General features: G+C 69.6%; 19 protein-coding genes. 2 read left to right on the top strand and 17 right to left on the bottom strand.

Features of this window, described 5'->3' with window-relative positions:
- Positions 1 to 402 (top strand): M57 family metalloprotease (locus D7V77_RS29135; protein WP_233597314.1); only part of this gene is annotated, 402 nt, incomplete at its 5' end.
- A gap of 90 nt (positions 403 to 492) precedes the next feature.
- Here the strand turns inward: D7V77_RS29135 and D7V77_RS29130 are convergent.
- The 16 genes from D7V77_RS29130 to D7V77_RS29055 form a co-directional block, all read right to left on the bottom strand.
- A complete protein-coding gene (locus D7V77_RS29130) occupies positions 493 to 1008 on the bottom strand; it encodes an OmpA family protein (RefSeq protein WP_120579560.1) in 516 nt (171 codons plus the stop codon).
- A 107-nt stretch (positions 1009 to 1115) separates the two neighbouring features.
- Entirely contained in the window at positions 1116 to 1445 is a 330-nt protein-coding gene (locus D7V77_RS29125) for a helix-turn-helix transcriptional regulator (protein ID WP_014396181.1), read from the bottom strand.
- On the bottom strand, positions 1445 to 2071 hold the full coding sequence (locus D7V77_RS29120; RefSeq protein ID WP_120579559.1) for an SRPBCC family protein: 627 nt from the start codon (positions 2069 to 2071) through the stop codon (positions 1445 to 1447). The genes D7V77_RS29125 and D7V77_RS29120 overlap by 1 nt, the downstream gene beginning before the upstream one ends.
- A gap of 75 nt (positions 2072 to 2146) precedes the next feature.
- Positions 2147 to 3256: a tetratricopeptide repeat protein gene (locus tag D7V77_RS29115; protein WP_120579558.1), complete on the bottom strand. Its 1110-nt coding sequence runs from the start codon at positions 3254 to 3256 to the stop codon at positions 2147 to 2149.
- Positions 3257 to 3345: 89 nt separating this feature from the next.
- Complete coding sequence (locus D7V77_RS29110) at positions 3346 to 3960, bottom strand: fimbrial protein (protein WP_158624511.1); 615 nt, start codon at positions 3958 to 3960, stop codon at positions 3346 to 3348.
- A gap of 4 nt (positions 3961 to 3964) precedes the next feature.
- Positions 3965 to 4429, bottom strand: a complete 465-nt coding sequence (locus tag D7V77_RS29105) for a hypothetical protein (RefSeq protein WP_147452197.1) — start codon at positions 4427 to 4429, stop codon at positions 3965 to 3967.
- Between the two features lie 51 nt (positions 4430 to 4480).
- A complete protein-coding gene (locus D7V77_RS29100) occupies positions 4481 to 6004 on the bottom strand; it encodes a hypothetical protein (protein ID WP_147452196.1) in 1524 nt (507 codons plus the stop codon).
- Between the two features lie 127 nt (positions 6005 to 6131).
- Positions 6132 to 6296, bottom strand: coding sequence for a hypothetical protein (locus tag D7V77_RS44995; protein ID WP_233597313.1), 165 nt, complete (start codon positions 6294 to 6296; stop codon positions 6132 to 6134).
- A 42-nt stretch (positions 6297 to 6338) separates the two neighbouring features.
- Positions 6339 to 6770: a MauE/DoxX family redox-associated membrane protein gene (locus D7V77_RS29090; RefSeq protein WP_120579554.1), complete on the bottom strand. Its 432-nt coding sequence runs from the start codon at positions 6768 to 6770 to the stop codon at positions 6339 to 6341.
- Between the two features lie 98 nt (positions 6771 to 6868).
- Positions 6869 to 8080 (bottom strand): proprotein convertase P-domain-containing protein, encoded by a 1212-nt coding sequence (locus tag D7V77_RS29085; RefSeq protein WP_120579562.1) that lies wholly within the window; start codon positions 8078 to 8080, stop codon positions 6869 to 6871.
- Positions 8081 to 8122: 42 nt separating this feature from the next.
- On the bottom strand, positions 8123 to 9622 hold the full coding sequence (locus D7V77_RS29080; protein WP_120579553.1) for a methyl-accepting chemotaxis protein: 1500 nt from the start codon (positions 9620 to 9622) through the stop codon (positions 8123 to 8125).
- The gene (locus D7V77_RS29075) at positions 9622 to 10302 is read right to left on the bottom strand and encodes a RedB protein (protein ID WP_147452195.1); all 681 of its coding nucleotides are present in this window, start codon (positions 10300 to 10302) and stop codon (positions 9622 to 9624) included. Before D7V77_RS29075 ends, D7V77_RS29080 begins: the two co-directional genes overlap by 1 nt.
- A gap of 170 nt (positions 10303 to 10472) precedes the next feature.
- Positions 10473 to 11576, bottom strand: a complete 1104-nt coding sequence (locus tag D7V77_RS29070) for a class I SAM-dependent methyltransferase (RefSeq protein ID WP_120579551.1) — start codon at positions 11574 to 11576, stop codon at positions 10473 to 10475.
- A gap of 38 nt (positions 11577 to 11614) precedes the next feature.
- Positions 11615 to 13528 carry a glycosyltransferase gene (locus D7V77_RS29065; RefSeq protein WP_147452194.1) on the bottom strand — a complete coding sequence of 638 codons (1914 nt, stop codon included), beginning with the start codon at positions 13526 to 13528 and terminating at the stop codon, positions 11615 to 11617.
- Entirely contained in the window at positions 13525 to 14256 is a 732-nt protein-coding gene (locus D7V77_RS29060; RefSeq protein ID WP_120579549.1) for a PIG-L deacetylase family protein, read from the bottom strand. The genes D7V77_RS29065 and D7V77_RS29060 overlap by 4 nt, the downstream gene beginning before the upstream one ends.
- Positions 14249 to 15250: a hypothetical protein gene (locus D7V77_RS29055; protein WP_147452193.1), complete on the bottom strand. Its 1002-nt coding sequence runs from the start codon at positions 15248 to 15250 to the stop codon at positions 14249 to 14251. Before D7V77_RS29055 ends, D7V77_RS29060 begins: the two co-directional genes overlap by 8 nt.
- Before the next feature lie 421 nt (positions 15251 to 15671).
- On the opposite strand from D7V77_RS29055, the gene D7V77_RS29050 reads away from it, so the two are divergent.
- Positions 15672 to 16592, top strand: coding sequence for a serine protease (locus D7V77_RS29050; RefSeq protein WP_120579547.1), 921 nt, complete (start codon positions 15672 to 15674; stop codon positions 16590 to 16592).
- A gap of 210 nt (positions 16593 to 16802) precedes the next feature.
- Here the strand turns inward: D7V77_RS29050 and D7V77_RS29045 are convergent, their stop codons facing one another.
- The gene (locus D7V77_RS29045) at positions 16803 to 18884 is read right to left on the bottom strand and encodes an RCC1 repeat-containing protein (protein ID WP_120579561.1); all 2082 of its coding nucleotides are present in this window, start codon (positions 18882 to 18884) and stop codon (positions 16803 to 16805) included.
- Positions 18885 to 18913: the final 29 nt, after the last annotated feature.

Here is an 18913-nt window from a genome sequence, read left to right as displayed (position 1 = left end):
CACCCTCCCTACGCTTTCATCGACCTGGTGACCAATCCCGTGTCTCCCGGAGGCCCGACGGCGAGCACCGATTTCCCCTCGGGGGGCAAGCCGGGGGCCCGGATCACCATTGACGCGGGAGTCGCGCAGCTCTCCAGCAACATGATCAAGCACATCATTACTCACGAGATTGGCCACGCCATCGGGCTTCGCCACTCGGACTATTACAACCGGAGCATCAGCTGCGGGACTGGCGGCAACGAGGGCACCGGTGGTGCCGTGGGAGCCATCCACATCACCGGGACACCGACGACCGCCGTGCCACTCGGCTCCCTCATGAACTCCTGCACGCCCTCCAGCACGACGGGCGAGTTCACGGCGAGCGACATCACAGCGTTGAACGCCCTCTATCCCGCCCCGTGACGACGGTCCGACCCGGTCCGCCCCCCGGGTCGTTCAGCGAATGAGGATGGGCGGCGCCACCGCCGCCGCCCTCCGTCAGCCAGACACGGATTACAGCCGGACCTGGAGCTCGTAGCGGCGGTTCTGCGCCTTCTTCGCCTCGGTGTTGTCCGGCTTCACCAGCATGCGCTCTGAGCCGAAGCCCACGGCGGTGATTTCGCCGCGGGGGATGCCTCGCGCGACGAGCTCCTTGACGATGGCCTCCGCGCGCTGCTCGCTGAGCGTCTTGTTCTTCGCGGCGTCACCCGTCGAGTCGGTGTGGCCGGAGACCTCGAACTTGTAGCTTTTGACGCCAGCGGCGACGAGCTGCTTCTTCGCGTCCACGAGGGCGTTGGTGAGCTTCTTGAGCTTCGCGTCGCAGCCGGGGGCCAGCTCGGCGGTGCCCGTCTTGAAGCTGCACTGGTTCTTGCGGCCCTCGTCCGTGAGCTTCGTGTTGACGCGCTTCTCCACGGTGGACTTGCCGGCGTCGCCCGCGGCCTTCTTGAGCGAATCCAGCGCGCCTTGCGCGGTGGCCACGCCCGGGACGGCCAGCAGCGATACGGCGATGCAGAGCGCCTTGAGCTTCATCCTTTGGACTCCTTGGGCTCCAGGGGGAAGGGAGCCGGAGCCAGACGCTGCCGAGGGCAGCGCGCCGCGTCCAGTGACACGGCGTGGGCCGTGGGGGCGCCTGCCGCCTACTCGCCCCGCTTTTTCTTTCCCCGCGCGACTTCTGTAGCCAGGGCGTCCAGCTTCGGCGTCCAGAACGCACGGAAGCGGTCCAACCAGGCGTCCACCTCCGCCAGCGGCGCGGCGTCCACGGCGTACAGACGCCGGGCGCCATCCACCCGCACCGTCGCGAAGCCGTTGTCCCGCAGGACCTTCAGGTGCTGCGAGACAGCGGACTGCGTGATGCCGAACTCACGCTGGATCACGTCCACGACCTCGCCCGAAGCGTGCTCGCCTTCCGCGAGCAGCTCCAGGATGCGGCGGCGGACCGGATCGCCGAGGACGTCGAAGGCGTGCATCAGCCCCCTGTATAGAACGCGGCCGTGCGCTCGGCCATCCCGCGTGCCACGTCCGGCGCCTCTCCGCCCGCCACGTGGGCGTCGGCCCAGGCCTGGGCGCTCGCGCGCATGAAGGTCTTCGCCTCGTCGGACGTCCCCCACGACGCGGCGGCCTCCGCGGCCACGTCCTTGCCCGTCTCCAGGTACATGCCCAGGCCCAGGAAGCTCAAATCCCAGCCCACGCCCGTGGCGCCAGGGCCGAACTGGCTCCAGAATTGCTCCACGTCCGCCGAGTGCACGATGTGCTCGAGCGTCAGCCGCGTGCCCTTCCCTTCCGGCGCCAGGCGGATGGTCACCCAGCTCATCCCGCCGTTCATCTCCCAGGTCAGGTCGAACGCCGAGGGCTTGTCACACCGGGTGATGGTGCCTCCCGCGTTCCCCTTGATCTGATAGCGGCCGCCCTTCTGCAGCTGGCCCTCGACGGGCGCGAACCAACGCGGGATGCGCTCGGCGTTGGTGACCGCGTCCCACAGGTCCTCGATGGTCGTGGGGTACACGCGCTGCGCGACGACCACGTGGGCCGGCTTGCCTTCGTAGTCACGTTCGACGCAGGTGCGGAACTGGGCGCCAATGAGCTGGTGAAGCATGTGTGGACCTCCTCCGTTCACGGAGTCACTACAGTCCGCACTAATATTAGTCAAATCTAATATGACTCCAGCGATTCAGCCGCGCTCCAGCAGGACGAACTCGAGGATGTAGGCGCGCAGCCGCTGGCGCGCGTCTTCGCTCATCGTCAACGTCGCTTGCGGATGGACGCGCGAGGCGAGCTCGAAGAGCACGAGCATGTCGACCATCCCGGCCTCGACGATGCGCTCCAGGCGCTCCAGGCCCTTGTCTGGAATCGTCGTGTCCGCGTCCGCGTCCTTCTGTTCCTTCGCGACCTCGTAGCCTGAGAGCGCGGCGCCCAGGCACTCGAGTTCCTCGGTGGAGGTGAATTGGGTGTCACTGTCGCTGCCCGTCATCTCCTTGCGATGCGAGGGTTCCCCCAGCCACAGAGCCTTGCACGCCGCGAACGCGAGCCACGCGGTGCCGTAGTGACCGTCGTACCTCGCCGCCACGCCGGTCTCCGTTCGCTCGGCCATGCCGCGCGGCACCACCACGTCTGGCGTGATGACGAGCCCGAACCCGGGATACTTCTTGAGCAGCGTGCGCAGCGTGGGCAGGCGCGGGTTGAGTACCAGCGCGGAGGCGAAGGCCTCGCGGGCCTCGGCACGCCGCCCCAGCCGCGACAACGCGTGCCCCATGAAGAAGTGCCCGCGATAGTCGTCGGGGTTGAGCTCGGCGGCCTTGCGGTAGTAGCCGAGCGCCTCCTCTGGCCTGGCGGCGAAGAGCGCCGCGTCGCCTCGGAAGATCCAGGCGTTCGCGCACGTCGGACAGGCCTCGGTGGCGCGCGCGTAGAACTTCGCGGCTTCGTCGAAGCGGTTGTCCTTGAAGTACGGCTCGGCCTCCGCGAGCAGGCGCTCTGACTCGGGGGTCTCGTGTGGCGGCGCGAGGGTGGCCGAGCCCCCTTCCCTCACGACTCGCGCATAGGGCAGCGGAGGTATCCGCTGGGGCCAGAGCGTGTCAGCCCATCCGTCCGGCGGGGAGTCCTTCTCACCCAGCTCGTACTTCACGGGCGAAGCCTCCATGCGTTGGAGGATCTCCGGCAGCGAAAGCAGGCCCTTCTTCTCCGCGGGGGCCGCCTGCACGGGCGCGGCGGCGCGAGGGGTGGCGGGCGTCGTGGCACAGCCGAAGGTGAGCGGCAGCAGCAAGAAGAGGAAGGAGCGATGCATGGTCCGCCTTTCTGGGCGTGAGCATCGTACGCCTGCCCCTCCGCTCCGCGTCACCCGCCCCTCATGCCTTCATCATGGTTCGCGCATGATCAGTCCTTCGTGTCGTCCACAAGCTGCACGGGGACACCGGGCTCGACGGGGTCTCCGTCTGCGTCCTGGAGGTCCAGCGGTCCGGTGGAGAGGACCCAGACATCCAGGGTCGCGTCGTCGTCGGTGTTCCCCACGCACGCCAGGGTGATTTCGCACGTGGGGCACGTGCCGGAGACACCAAGCCGGGCCCTCAATGACGGATGAAGCGCCTCCACGTCGATGGGGCGCAGGTAGGTGAACCGATAGGTGTCCGCACCGATGGACACCGCGCCTTCAGGGGCCTCGCTCCGCTCCTGGTCGCGAACCTCCATCGGTCCCCGGCCCGCGAAGTATGCGTAGCGGTTGCCCCGCTCGGGCGCGAAGCCCACCTTCGCGAAGACCGGCTCGTAGGTCTTCGTGTCCTGGAAGTGCCGCCGCTGGAGCGCGTACCAGGCCTTCAGGTTCGACTTGCACTCCGCCGCGCGGGCGCGCTGTCCGAAGCGCACGAAGTTGCGGACCGTGTTGACAACCACCACGCCCAGACACGAACAGGCCATCACGCCAAGGACGATGAAGACCCACTTCCGGCGGGAGCGACTCTCCTCACCCGTGCGGGTCCCTGCGTCCTGATTCACGGCCTCACTCCTCGCCCGCGAAGGCGGAGACCACCCGCTCGATGACGTCGCGGCCGGCCTCGTCCGTCGCATCGGCGGTGGCCCATATCAGCCAGTCTCCGTTGACCGTCACGGCGCCGTGCTTCCCTTCGGGCACCTGTTTCCTCAGCCGCGCATCCGCCGTGGTCGCGTCACCGTAGCTGTCGAACAGGTAGACCGACGCTCGGGCCGAGCACGACGTCCAGGTCTGGCCGAAACCCGCGAGGGCTCCGAGCTCCTGGGCAGTGGGGACCGGCTCGGCCGGCAGGACCACGTCGCTGCCAGTGCCATGGCGCAACAGTGCCTCACCACGATTGAGGGACGGGGCATCCGGATTCATGGGGCTCCTTGGCGGCAGGCGCTCCTCGCCGGGTTCCTCCGCGCGCGGTGACGGGCCGCTTGAACACGCGCAGAGCAGCAGTGGGACGAGCAGCGAGAGGCGAGATCGCATGACTCCCTGCGATAACACCTCCCCGCACCGCACCGCCAGCCGCCCTCCGCGTCACTCATTCAGCCAGCGCGCGGAGGACACCTTGTCGTTGAAGCCCCAGGCCTTGCTGTTCAGGTTGGCTTCGTGGAGCGTGCCGTCGCCCACGAGGTCCCTGTAGCTGCCCTTGTAATTCGAGTCGTCGTAGAGCCGCACCCGGTAGCCCGGCGGAATGCACCAGCGGACCGACGAGGTCTTGTCGTTGAACCTGTCGACGTCGTCGAAGCGCGCCCAGTTCTTCAGGCCCTGGTCCTCGAAGTCGAAGATGACGCCTCGGTCGCTGAAGTTGGAGTCGTCGTAGAAGTCGACGTAGGCGTGCCAGATGTCCGTGCGGCAGCGGGTGTCCGCCCAGATGCCGCGGAACTCCACCATCTTCACCGTCGAACCGGGACCGTCATCCGCGTGCTCGGTGCCGTAGAGGATGAGGCCGCGGTCGGGCCCCACGAAGAGACCCGCGGCGGCGTCCAGGTTGCACTGCCGTGAGCCATCGTTGCTGCAGTACAGGTGCTTGGAGGCGACGTGCTCCAGGCGCATGTGGCCGTCCAGGTGCACCCGGTACAGGTGCGCGTAGTCGTCGCTCACCGCGCCCCAGCGCAGGCCCCCCAGCCGTGTGCCCACCAGGTAGAGCTGTGAGTCATTGCAGTCCGTCACGAAGTTGAGGTTCTGGAAGGCGCCCCACTGCCCGTCCGGCAGCTCCGACTTCCGCCACGTGTCGACGCGCACCCACTGGTTGGTCGCGGAGTGGAGGTCGGCCTCCGAGGAGCGGAAGACCTCCAGCGTGTTCGCGTCCACCTGCCCGAGCAGGAGCAGGAAATGCCCGTCCGACAGCTTCGTGAACGAGGCCGTGCCCGCGGTCGCCGTTTCACCGTGGACAAAGGCAAACGGGCTCGGCGTCAGGGATGGGTTGTAATCATAGAGCGCGATGCGCCCCAGACCGGGCCCCTGCTCCATGGGCAGCGCCAGGATGCTGCCCACCGCCTGCATGCCGCCGCCGTGGCGGTAGCCGTCCAGCACTGGCAGCGCCGCCACCGCGGCGTCCGCGCCCGGCGGAGAGGTGTCCTCGGGCTTCTTGATGGAGGGGCTCAGCCGGTTGGAGCGGAAGCGACCACCCTCCCCATTACGGGTGGCCATGTGCACCAGGTGCCCCACGTTGCCCCCGGGGGCGTCATCCCGCTTGGACAGGACGAGGAGGCGTCCCGAGCGGGTCGACAGGCGCTGGATGCCTTGCCAGTGATTGCTGCCCGGGTAGGCCACGTTGAGGTTGAACGGCCCGGGTTGGAAGCCGAGCACCTCGCCGTGATCCCTCAACTCCTGGAAGCGCAGCGGCACATCAGGGCTGCACAGGTTGCAGTCCGGGCTTCCCCAGATGCAGGAGGTGTCGCCTCCAAGTCCGAGGGCCAGTGGAGCCGCGGTGGCAGCGAGGGCCTCACGAGGAACCGCGGCGGGCTCGCGGGCCTCTGGCTCACAACCCGCGAACGCCAGCAATCCCGCCAGCGACAGGGCCGCGGCGGGCCCGTAACGACGATGGATGTGTTGCATGGTTCTTTGGCCTGCCCCCGTGGCTACGGATCCTGCGGCACCTGCGGGCAGTTCGGCCCCGTGCAGATGGGGCCGCAGTCCAAGCACCAGCCCATCTCGTGGGCCTCGCAGAGGTAATCCCCGCACGTCAGGCTGCCAGACAGTTCCACGGGCCCACGCCACCACAGGGACATTCTGACCCGAGCGCGGACTCGCCCTGCGCCAGCGACGTGGAATCCATGTCCACGCTGCCGCACGCGGCAAGCAATCCCAACGACACCGACGCGAACACCATCAACAGACGTGCTTTCACGAAAGGCTCCCGGTTGGAGGGACTCTCAGTGATAGCACAGCCCTACTCCGCGCCGCGGGCCCGCCGCCACTCATCCACGGAGAGGTGGTCGTATTGCACGGTGGCGAGGAGGACGACGTAGAAGCCCAGGTAGGTCATCTGGATGCTCGCCGCGTTCCAGTTCTGCGCGGAGCAGGCGCCTCCAATGAGCAACATCATCAGCAGCGTCCCCGCCACGAGAACCCGCCGCACCTCCACGCCCACCAGCAGCAGGAGCCCCACCACCGCCTCCGCCACCGGGATGGCCAGGCTCACCGCGTACACCCACGAGGGCGGCAGCGGGCTCTTGTCGAAGGAGTCGCGCATGCCCACCGCGAACGCCGTGAGCTGCGGCAGGCGGAAGAGGCCGTGGAGCGCGATGTTCATCCCCAGGCCCACCCGGGCCAGGGCGTGCGCGAGGCGTGCGTTGTCGACAGGCTGCGAGGGCGCGGGCATCGGGAAACCTCCAGAGGCTTCCCGTGTCCCTCTGAACGCCCGCGAGGACAAGGCTCGCGGGCGTCAAATCATTCTTCGATGGACTCGAAGGATGCGCGTCAGTCCCAGCGGCTGGTGAGCTTCAGCTTCCACTCGCGCAGCTTGCCGTTGCCCACGCCCGACGGGTTGACGATGTGCAGCTTCCACAGGCCGTTGATGGTGCCGTCGCGGGGGATGCCGCGCGTCACCGGGATGCGCTTGGGCGGCGTGCCCTCGTTGGGGCCGTCCCACAGGAGCGCCGTCTCACCGCCCGGATCCTCCAGCGTGAGCACCAGCTTGGACGGGTTGTTGTGCGCCAGGTCCAGCTCCACCGTGATGTCCTCCGGCACCGTCGCCAGGCCCACCACCGCCTGCGTCGCCGTCAGCGGCGTCGTGTTGCCCTGCAGCGTCAGGTCCGCGTACGCCGTGAACTCGCCCGACATCCACGCCGGACGGCACCAGCCCTCCGTCGCGCCCGAGTCCAGGCCGTGGCACGCCAGCCCCTCCTGACACGGCACGAAGCGCGAGCACGACTCGTGGTCGCCCGGGATGGCCAGCGTCGTCACACAGCGGCCGTAGAGGCTGGAGCCGTCATACGGCTTGCCCTCGCAGTGGAGGTTCGTCCCGCACGTCCCCGCGCCCGTGCACGGGTCGCCTTCCTCGCCCAGCTGCGTGGCCGCCTTGAGGTTCTGGAGCGCCACCGTGTTCACGGCCGGCAGCCGGCCCAGCTTCAGGATGTCGTAGAAGGGCCGCGCCGCCACCATCGCGTTCGCCGCCGCCGAGGGCACGTTGTACGTGGACTGCAGCGCCGTCAGCGACTGCGTGTTCACCACCGCCAGGACCCGGCGCGCCTCCGCGACGTTGAACGACACGCCCTGGTACGTGCCCACCCAGCCGTCCACCGGCAGCTCCACCCGGCCCGTGCCCCGGGCGTACGCCTCCAGCGCCGCCAGCGCCGCGGGCCCCACCTGGGGCAGCGCGTCCACCTGCTCGATGGAGACGAAGCGCTTGTCATCCGCCGTGTGCGAGATGCCGTCCGGCCCGAAGCGGTAGTTGATGATGCTCTGCGCCGCCAGCGCGTTGAGCGGCACCTGCGTGTCCAGCACATTGAAGGTCAGGGCGTACTCGTTGAGGAACATCACCACCCCGATGCCCGCGGGCGTGCCCGTGGCCAGCTCCTGCGTCTGCACCGCCAGCGCTTCGGCCGGCGTGTCCGACACCGCGGCAGCGCCGCAGCTCAGGAGGAGGGGGACCGAGGAAAACGACAGAAAACGACGGAGTCTGGAGTTCATGGCGTCCATGTACTCCAAGAAAGGCCGCGTGTCGGTGACCGTTCAGGTTCTCTCTTGATACAGGGCGATGACGCCGTGGACCTGGTCGGTGACCTGCTGGAGGCGGTCCGCCGCCGCGTGGGTGGCCTCCACGCGGGCCACCGAGGCCTGCATCAGCGCCGTCAGGTCCGACACGGCGGTGAAGATTTGTGCCACGCCCGCCGACTGCTGGCTCACCGACGCCGAAATCTGGCGGACGGCGTCCACGTTGCCATTCACCAGCCCGGACAGCATGCCCAGCCGTTCGCCGGAGGCGCGGATGGTCTCGATGCCCCGGCCCATGCGCTCGCCACCCTGGCGGGTGAGGTCCACCACCCCCTGGATTCGGGAGCGCGTGTCATCCAGCACCGCGCGCACCTGCTGCGTGGCCGTGACGGACTGGGTGGCCAGGCCCCGGATCTCCCGCGCCACCACCGCGAAGCCCCGGCCCACCTCTCCGGCCCTCGCCGCCTCGATGGCCGCGTTGATGGCGAGCACGTTGGACTGGTCCGCCAGGTCCTGCACGGTCCGGGTGATGCCGGCGATCCGCTCGGTGTACGCCGCGAGTTCCTGGATGCGCGCGGAGAGGTCCTCCGTCTGCGCGCGCAGGTCCGCCAGTCCCTCCACGCTCCGGCCGATGGCCTCCTCCACCGCCGCGCCCACGTCCCCGGCCTGCTGCGTGGCATTCAGCACCCGGGCCGCCTGCTCCGAGGCGACCAGCGACGTCTGACGGATCTCCTCCGCCGTCACCCGCGTCTCCTCCAGCGCGCGGGCCTGGCGGGAGAGCTCGTGGCGCTGCTCGCCGGTGGACTCCGTCAGCGTCCGCACGGAGTCGCGCAGCGCGTCCGCGGAGCCCATCAGCGGCCGGACGACCTGCTCCTCCACCGCGGTCCGGGACAGCTCCAGCTGCGCCTCGCGCCGCGCGGACTCCCGGAGGTCGCGCCGGCCCTGCACGCAGGAGGCGATGAGGAAGATGTCCTCGAACGCCACCCACGCGGTGTGCTCCATCCACCGCCAGGACTCGCGGGCGTGCATGCCGAAGATGGACTCCGGCCAGAGCAGGCCGCGCAGGAGGTGGTCCGCCGCCACCACGCCGCTGAAGGTGAGCAGCACCTTCCAGTCCCGGTAGATGGAGAGCAGCGCCAGCGAGCCGAAGATGTGGAAGTGCGTCTCGATGCGGCCGCCCATCAGGTGGATGAGCAGCCCGGACATCAGCGCCTGCCCCACCGCGATGACGTGCCGTGTGGACTCGAGGCCGGGCCGCGTGAGCGCGAGCACCACCGGAAGGCCGCCCAGGAGCAGGCCCAGCCCCACCGCGGCCACCACGTGGGAATGGACCGTGCTCTGCAACCCCTCCCAGGCCCGGGGCGACAGGTACACCGCCGCCGCGATGCCGCCCAGCCACTGCAACGCCATCAGGACCACGAAGGTCCGGTCCGTCCGCCGGCCCAATGACAGACACTGCGCATCGAACAGCTGGCGCGCACGCTCGGACACGACCGATTCGGACAGCTGGATTCTCATCACGTGTCATCACCCGCGGGCGTGAGCGGTGTTTCGAGGGCACAGCCAAAAACAGGCGCGGTGGAGGGGCTGGAGGCCTCCGCGTCCAGAAGGTCCCGGATGGCACCGCCCCCCTCGCTGTCACCTTCGTGGCCTCGCGAGGGGGTGATGCCGCCGGCGAAGCGCTCCACTCCGTCCGGCGAGAAGAGGACCAGCTGTCCCGAGGTGCGCGCGCCCAGCTCGTGCGCCACCTGCCCGTCCACGTCCGCCACCACCTCCACCCCTGGCAGGGCCACGGCGCGCGTCCACAACTCCGAGCGCTCGAAGCCCGGCGGGGCTTCACGCGGCGCCCAGACGAACACGTGCGTGGAGAGCCGCGCGCCGTGCCGGTCCAGGAGCTTCGCCAGCTCCGACAGCGTCGCGCGGGAACACGGGCACCGCGGGTGGAGGAAGACGAGCAACGTCCACATGCCCGGCGCCCGCGTGAAGCGCTCCGGCAACCGGACAGGGGGCGTGGCCGCGAGCCCCGCGACATTCGCCCGCGCTCCCATGAGCCCCAGCCCCAACACGCTCGCCACGAGCCAGCCACCCACCAACCACGGCAGCGCCCGGCGCCGGAGCGCACTGTGTTTCAGGCCCTCGTCATGGGACGCCCGGGCCGGGGCATCCGCGGGGCCCTGCGAGACAACCGGGGCGGACATGCATGGTCATGCTGAAGAATTCCCGTGCCAATGGCAACGCGTATTCAAGCAACCAAGTCCATACACTCCCCAGCCCGGGAACAACGACAAGCCCGGTCGTCAGCCTCTTCCGGGAGAGAAGCCCGCCTTCCTGCGGGCAAGCCCGGACTTCTACCCCTGAATTCTTGTTATCACCGTTCCCAGAGCCGGATTTCGGTCCCTGCACGGCGCACGAGCAGCGGGCTCGCGGCGCCGTCCACCGGCTCGATGCGGCCCGGAAGCGTCGCGGACTGGACGCACCTCCAACCGCGCGTGGCGAGCGCGGCGTGCACCTGGGCGCCGAAGCCTCCGCCATAGGACGTGAGCAGGTGGGACGCGCGCAGCCGGTTCAGCAGGTCGCGGCCGGCGTCCTCGGACAGGTAGTAGAGCACCTCCGCGAGCAGCACCAGGTCCGCCTCCAGCGCCACGTCCTCCGCGCTGGCCTCGACGATCCGCACACGCGCGTGGCTGCCCAGCCGCTCGCGCAGGCGCGTGACGAAGCGGGGCTCGGACTCCACGGCGCGGACGTTCGCCTCCGGGAAGAGCGTCAGCAGGTGCTCGGTCATGAGCCCCTCGCAGGCGCCCACGTCCACCACGCGCCGGGGCGCGCCCGCGTCGCGCAGCGTCCCGAGCACCTTCGCGGTGAGGGCGAAGCGCTCCCCCTCGTAGGTGGATTGGGCAAAGCCCCAGGGGTCCGCGAGCTCGGAGAAGATCTCCGGCTTCGTGAGGGAAAGGGCGCGCACCACGTCCGCGGCCCGCACCTCCGCGAAGGCCTCGATGCCGGGCCCGTCACGCACGGGATCCGTGCAGGCGCCCGCGCGGGCTCCGTCCGGACGCTCCCGGTAGAGCGCGTTGAGCAGGCCCAGCTTCCGCTGGAAGGCCGCGTCGTCCAGCACCGTGCAGGCGGTGGGCCTGGCGCCCGTCGCGGGGACCCACAGTCGCTCGAAGACGCGGCTGACGAGCAGCGCCACCTCGCGGTGCAGCGGGGCGTCCTCCTGCGGGCTGTGCGTGAAGACGCGGACGTCGCCCCGGGAGCGCTGCTCGCGGCACCACGGCCCCACCTCCGACGGGGACAGCAGGAGGTGCGTGCTCCTCGCGCCCAGGGCCCGGCCCACGGCCTCCAGCTCCCGGCCCGCGCTCCCGTCCTCCGTCACCACCGCGACGTCCGCCCCCGGCGCCACCGTGCTGAACAACCGGACCACATCCTCCGGGTGTGCCACGACGATGAGCGCCGGGGCCTGCTCGTTCTCAGCCATGTTCCGCGCTCCACATTGAAAGGGATTCCGCCAGGGGCTCAGCCATGGGCCGCGCTCCAGTCGGACACGTCCTGCGCCGCCTCCTTCGGGAAGCGGAGCAGCGGCAGCAGCTGCTCGCGGATGAGCGGCTCCCAGTGCAGCCGCTCCGACAGCGCCCAGCCCGTAGCGAGCAGGAGGCGGCCTTCGTGCGCATCACGCGGAAGCCGCCGCACCACCTCCTCCGCCACGCGCTCGGCGGTGCGCAGCTCCTCATCCCGCAGGACGCTGGCGGGCAGCGCCTTCCAGGTCTCCATCGAGTGCGCCAGGCCCGCGACCCGAGCATCCGCCACCGGGTCCGACACCACGAGGTTCGGATGCGCGGCCTCCGACAGCCCCTGCCGCTCGCACACCGCCTTCAGCGCACGCCGGGCGCCGCTGGCTCCAGAGATGACGCAGATGGCGCCGCAGCCCAGGGCCTCCAGCTGCGCCAGGCCATAGGACTCGTACAGCGACTGCCCCAGGGACACGTCCGTGGCGCGGTGCAGGTCGTCCCGCGTGAAGTCCAGGCCCGCGGGCCACGTGGGCTGGTTCACCAGCGCGATGTGCAGGCCCGTGTCCTTCGCGTTGAACGCGTCCACCCGTGCCTTCAGGGCGCGTAGGTTGTCGGACGGCTCCGCCTCGTTCCACTCCGTCACCATCATCAGCAGCGCGGGCTTGCGCTCCGGTGGCAGCAGCGTGGCCAGGTGCTCGCACACGTCCACGTCGCGCCAGAGTCCCTTGCAGACCTCGTCCCGCGCGATGTGCGTGAGCAGCAGGCGGAAGTCCTTCCCCCACGACTTGCGCGCATGGGCCAGCACCTTCGCGCGCGCGGCCTCCTTCGCGTCCCAGCCCGTCTCGATGGGCCGGTGCCCGTGGGGCACCACCGTCACCGGCTGGAGCGCATAACGCACATCCAGGAACCGCAGCTCGTCCGCCACGGACGCGCTCACCGCGCCCACGCGGTCACACAGGTGGCCGTTGCGCAGGATTTGAAAGTTGGGCCAGGTGCTCACGGGGTACACCTGGTCCAGCGTCTTCCCCTGCTCCAGCCCCAGCCGCTGGATGTTGTAGAAGCGCGCGTCGGACGCGCCCTGCCCTGCCTCGCCGTACTCCACGAGCACGCGGGGCGTGCGCACCTCGCCCGCGTAGTACACGGTGCGGCACCAGCGCCGCCCGTCGAGCAGCGCCTTGTACGCGAGCGGCAGCGACAGGTGCTCCTGCGCCAGGATGACGGTCCCCGCCCCGTCCTTCGGGCGCAGCCGCTCCAGCGCGTCGAAGACGGGCTCCGCGAGCACGATGGCCAGCATCGCGTCGTGGTCCAACGCGGGCGCGTCCAGGAGGCCGTGCCGGACCGCCTTGCGGAACAGGCGGTTGACCCAGGGCGCCGCGCCCAGCCGCGTGCCGAAGCGCTCTCGCCACACGCGTGACAGCCCCCGCCACGCCGCCGGCCGCGGCCCCCGGCAGTCGAACGGGAGGTCCACCCCGAGCAGCGTGTGCAGCCGCGCGAGGAACTTCGGCAGCGTGCCCATCCTCACCCGGTAGCCCCGGAGCACGTCCGTGAGGTCCACGAGCAGCACCTCCACCGGACCGCCCGGAGCGTCGCGCCGCCCGTAGACGAACGACACGTCGTGCTGCTCCTCCACCGGCCGGAAGACGCGCGCCCACCGCTCCGGGTTGTCCCGGCGCAGGCCGCTGTAGAACACCTCGCCGTGCGTCTCCAGGTCGCGCGCCAGCGACTCCTCCGGCGCGTAGCTCCCCAGGCCGCACGGCCGCACCGTGGGGCTCACCAGCAGCGTGCGCGGGAAGGCCTGCCGGTACTCGGGCGCGGACAACAGGTGCTCCAGCACCACGCCCATCCCGCCCAGCGTGCGCGTGGCCTCATAGGAGAGGTGCACCAGCATCTCCCCCTCCGCCCAGGGCTCCCGCGTGCTCATGGCGCCACCGTCCACACGCGCTCGGCCATTCCCCGGCCCGCGCCCAGCCGCCGCGCGTGAGACTCCACCGCGGGCAGCGTCTGGGGCTCCAGCTGGCTCGCGTAGAAGGACAGCCCGCGCAGCTTCGCGGACCACAGCGTCGTCACGTCCAGGCACCGGGGCGACAGCCCGAGCGCCCACGCGTAGTCGACGATTTCATCCTCCGGGTGGTGCGCGGAGTACGGCAGGTCCTCGTAGTAGACGACGTTGCGCTCGCCGCGCAGGGCCCGCACCGCGTCGCGCACCATCAAGTGGTCCGCGTGGCTGGAGATGCCCAGGGGCACGTAGCAGACCGCGTCCTGGGACACGGTCGCCAGCACCTCGTCCAGCGCCAGCAGCACGCGCGAGGCCAGCGCCGACCGCGCCTCCTCCGACTCCACGGGGCCGCCCGGTGGCGCGCGCAGGCTGGTGTCGCGGAAGCCCAGGTGCACCAGGTCCAACCCGTGCGCCCGGGCGAATCTCCGGTCCTCGCCCATCCGCAGCGACGTCACCGACATGGCCCGCGACGGGTCCACCGGCAGCACGAACTCCCAGCAGCTCTGGGAGAAGACCGTGACGAGCGTGGGCACGATGCCCCGGGGCACGTCGAGCAGGCTCGCGTACGCCCCCAGCGCCACGTCGTCCGGATGCGGGGAGAAGAAGACGTGCTCCGGCCCCTCGTTCCTTCCATTGCGCGCGCGCTCAGCCACGGGCGCCTCCCGCGAGCGGCGGCGCGGGCCACGCGTCCAGCGGCAGGTCGTGCAGGTCGCCCTCGGGCGTCACGAAGCCCAGGACGACCACGCGCTCACCGTCGTTGTGCACCGTGTGCCGGAACGCCCGCACCGGCGCGTCCAGCTCGCGCGTCAGCCCTTCGGAGAAGCGGCCGGAGGTGATGAGCCAGTGCCCTTCGTCGTTGGGCATGAGGCGCGGCGTGTTCCCGTCCAGCCACACCAGCCCCGGCCGGGACTCGCCCAGGTTGAAGGTGAAGAAGCTCTTGTCCGAGTGCGGCTCCGACGCGTGCGCCACCACGTCCCGCCTGCGCCGCGCGGTGCTGGGCGCGTGGTACTTCACGAACCGCACCGCCCCTTCCGTGCGGCGGCGGAACAGCCGCGTGAGCCCCCCGGCGCGTAGGCCGTAGCCCAGCTCCAGCGCCTCCAGCAGCACGACGCCCACGGCGTGACAGGCGTCGTACGCATCCTCCGAGGCCTCCAGGAGCTCCCGCACCGGCTCCGGCACCACGCGGCGGCGGAAGACCGCCCACGTCGCGGGCTTGGCCATGAAGGCCTCGATGGGCTGCCGCACCACCGGCGACTCCGGGTACCAGGTGGCGTTGTAGCCCGTCTCGAACACCGAGGCCGCGGGCAGCAGCGCGTGCAGGTACGGATGCGCCAGCAGCGCGTGCTGGAAGGTTGCCTCGTAGCGCTCGAACAGACCCGCCAGGGCGTGCCGCTCCAGGAAGGCCGTGGGTCGCTCCAGGTAGAAGAAGCCGCGCTCCGACAGCTGGGTGACGAGGCGCCGCGCGAAGGACTCCCGCTGGCGCGGCGTCCCGGACACGAAGTCCTCCAGCTTGAGCGGCCGGATGCCCGTGAAGCGCTGGGGCTGACGGCGCACGAGGCCGTCCCGCGCGGAGGTGAAGGGTCTGGGTGGCAGGGACGGTGCCGGTGTCCGTGGCGCGGTGGCGGGCATGGGATGTCGGGTCGTCATGGGTGGGAATCAGGCGGGAACGTGTCGCAGGCTACGGGTGGCGTCTGACATGCGTGGCTCCCCCCGCCTCCGGACCCGGGCCCAATGCCTCTCAAACCCAGTCACCTCCCAGGTTGCCCGGCACACACGCGCCGTCATTCACGCGTGCGAGGGTCGCGCTCCGTGAACGGGGGGCCCAGGGCTCGCGTCTAATTCCTGTCCTGCCTCCGCATGCGAGACGTCTGATCATCACTCGCTCCGGCCGCGTGCGGGTTCACCGCCCGGCACGGCTGACGCGTCATGCAGCTCCGCTGACGTGTCACACGGCGACGAAGATGACGCTCCGTCGCGCGTCCAGGTGCGCGTCTCGTCCGGACAACCACGGCGCATGAGCGCGGCATGTCGCTTGCTGTCTCCCTCCGCACTTGTTCCAGGAGAATGCATGCGCTTCATGAGCGGAGTCGTCGTCGCGGTCGGTCTTCTCGGGTGCGGTGGTCCGGAGGCCGAGCAGGCCCCCTTCGAGACAGTGGGTCACACGGACCAGGAGATCGTGGGAGGCATCGAGGCCCGGCCGAACTCCCACCCCTGGATCGTCAGCCTGCAGCAGTACGGCAGCCATTTCTGCGGGGGCAGCCTGGTGCGAGTGGGCGACAAGGAGGAGAGCGACATCGTCATCACCGCGGCCCATTGCGTCTATGACGGTCTCGCCAACGCCACTGCGGTCGCCGGGGCGCATGACCTGTACAACCCCACGTCCACGCAAGTGACAGCCCGGGTGACGAAGGCCGTCTACCACCCGCAGTACAATCCGGACACGACGCTGAACGACATCGCCGTCCTCAAGCTCGACAAGCCCATCAAGTTCGACACGACCGTCGCCAGGGCTTGCGGCCAGTCCTCGGGCATGCGCCCCAACCTCGCCCCCACGCTCGCGGGCGGCAACACGCGCGTCCCTGTCTGCCTCCCCTCCTCCGGGGCGCGCGTCGCGGACAACACGATGGCGACGGTCGCGGGCTGGGGACTGACACGCGAGGGGGGTTACGACACGTCAAGCATCCTGCTGCAGGTGGGCGTCCCCGTCCTCAGGCATCAGGACGTCGCCAATAGCTACAGGTCACAAGGAATCAGCATCGACGAAAATGCCATGTTCGGGGCTGGGTACAAGCAGGGGGGCAAGGACGCATGCCAGGGCGACAGCGGCGGGCCGCTCGTCGTCCAAGGCTCCCAAGGCTACGTGCTCCAGGGCATCGTGAGCTTCGGGGTGGGCTGCGCACGGGCAGGACTGCCCGGCATCTACACGCGCGTCTCCAACTACATCCCGTGGATCAACACGCAGATCCGGACCCTCAGCGCCGTCAGGTAGGGCGCGCGGGGCCTTTCACCCTATGATGGCCGCCGGCTCTGGAATGGGACGTCCCAGAGCCGGACAGCCTCCAAGGCAGCACGCGGGAAGCATTTCAACAGAACTCGAACTGACGAAGCGGCTGACGGGGCTCCGCGAAGACGTGGGCGACCTGTGAACCGGAGCTGCCGGCCCCCTGACAGGATTGCCCACCCGACTGCAAGCCACGCCTCATCTGATTTGCAGCGGGAGACTCGCAATGTCTGGGATGCCGAGCCCCAGTTGGCCGGAGTAGTTGCCGCCCCAGGCCCAGATGGTGCCGTCCGTCTTCACGGCGAACGAGTGGACATCACCAGCGGTGAGGGCCACGACGTCCATCAAGCCCGGCACCTGCACGGGGGTGTACCAGCTGTTATTGTGGAGAGGCCCAAGCCCCAACTGGCCGTTGAAGTTGTCGCCCCAGCCCCAGACGGTACCGTCTGCCTTGAGGGCCATCGAGTGGAGGCGGCCTGCGGCCAGGGCCGTCACGCCGGTCAGGCCCCGCACCTGCATCGGCGTGAAGACTTCCACCCACGTGTCGTCGCCGAGTTGGCCGGAGTAGTTTGTGCCCCAGGCCCAGACGGTGCCGTCTACCTTGAGCGCTAGAGAATGCAGCATGCCAGCAGACAGGGCTACCACGTTGGTCAGTCCAACCACCTTCACGGGCGTCAACTGCTCAACGCCCATACCATCTCCCAGCCCACGGCCGTAGCCCCAAGCCCAGACGGTTCCGTCTGATTTGAGGGCCAGGGTGTGCTCGCGTCCCGCAGCGACGGCAACCACTGCTGTCAAGCCCGGTACCTGCACCGGAATGAGGCTGCCCTCCGACGTCCCATTTCCCAGCGCAGCGCCGGAGCCCCAGGCCCAGACGGTGCCATCCGCCTTCCGTGCGATGGAGTGGTAGTTACCAGCGGCAACAGCAATTACACCGCCAAGGCCCTGCACCTGCACCGGCGTGGCGCGGTACGTCGTCGTCCCATCGCCCAGCGCGCCGCCGCCGTTACTACCCCAGGCCCAGACGGTGCCATCCTGCGTCAAGGCGAGATTGTGGTCGTCGCCAGCGGCGAGGGACGTGACGCCCGTCAGGCCCGCAACCTGAACTGGATTGATTTGGCGGGTGCTCGTCTCGTCCAAGAGACTGCCCCATATCCAAGCGGTACCATCCGCCTTGACCGCAAGGGCATGCCTGTCGCCTGAGTCCATTTGGCTGCAGTTGGTAAGCAGAGACCGAGTTGGGTTGGCAAAACGTTGGGGAAAGCTACCCCAAACCCAGACGGTGCCGTCCTGCTTCACGGCGAACGCAGTATCGTTACCGCCTGCCGCGAGGGATGTGACGCCCGTCAGTCCCTGCACCTGCACCGGCGTGCGACGGTGGGTGGTCGTCCCGTCTCCGAGCTGACCTGAGTAGTTGTCGCCCCAGGCCCAGACGGTCCCGTCCTGCTTCAGGACGAGCGCGTATTGGTTGCCTGCGGAGAGGGCCGCGACGCCCGTCAAGCCCGGCACCTGCTGGGGCGTGAGGCGCGCCGTCGTCGTCCCGTCGCCGAGCTCGCCGGAGTTGTTGCCGCCCCAGGCCCAGACGGTCCCGTCTTGCTTCAAGGCAAGCGAATAGGAGTTGCCAGCGGAGAGGGCTGTGACGCCCGTCAAGCCCGGCACCTGCTGGGGCGTGAGGCGTGCCGTCGTCGTCCCGTCGCCGAGCTGGCCGGAGTAGTTACTGCCCCAGGCCCAGACGGTGCCGTCTTGATTCAAGGCGAGCGAGTGGCCGTAGCCCCCAGCGAGGGCTGTCACGCCCGTCAAGCCCTGCACCTGAACGGGTGTTAACTTTGCGGTTCGCGTCCCATCGCCAAGCTGGCCGACGTCGTTGTTCCCCCATGCCCAGACGGTACCGTCTGCCTTGACCGCCAGAGAGTAACTCTCGCCCGCAGCCAGGGCTGCCACGGCCGTCAAACCCGCCACCTGAACTGGCGTCAACTTTCCAATGGTCGTCCCGTCGCCGAGCTCACCGGCGTTGTTGCTGCCCCATGCCCAGACGGTACCGTCTCCCTTGACCGCCAGTGAGTGGTAGTTGCCCGCGGCCAGGGCTGTCACTCCGTCGGCCAGTCCCTGTATCAGCACGGGGGTCAGTCTCACGGCAGTCGTCCCGTCTCCCAGTTGGCCGTTTTCGTTGTTTCCCCAAGCCCAGACGGTGCCATCTCTCGCACGTCCGAATCCAAAGCCACTGCCAGCGGCGACAAGAGCGACGGCGCTTCCCGCGTCCGCAGAGGTCCCCGCATCCATGTCCCCCTGCGCTCCCGCGTCCTCCCCCC

Source organism: Corallococcus sp. CA041A (genome assembly GCF_003612075.1).
Lineage (GTDB): Bacteria > Myxococcota > Myxococcia > Myxococcales > Myxococcaceae > Corallococcus > Corallococcus exiguus.
Note: the sequence above shows the minus strand (reverse complement) of the source record. Positions and strands in the feature narration are given on the sequence as shown.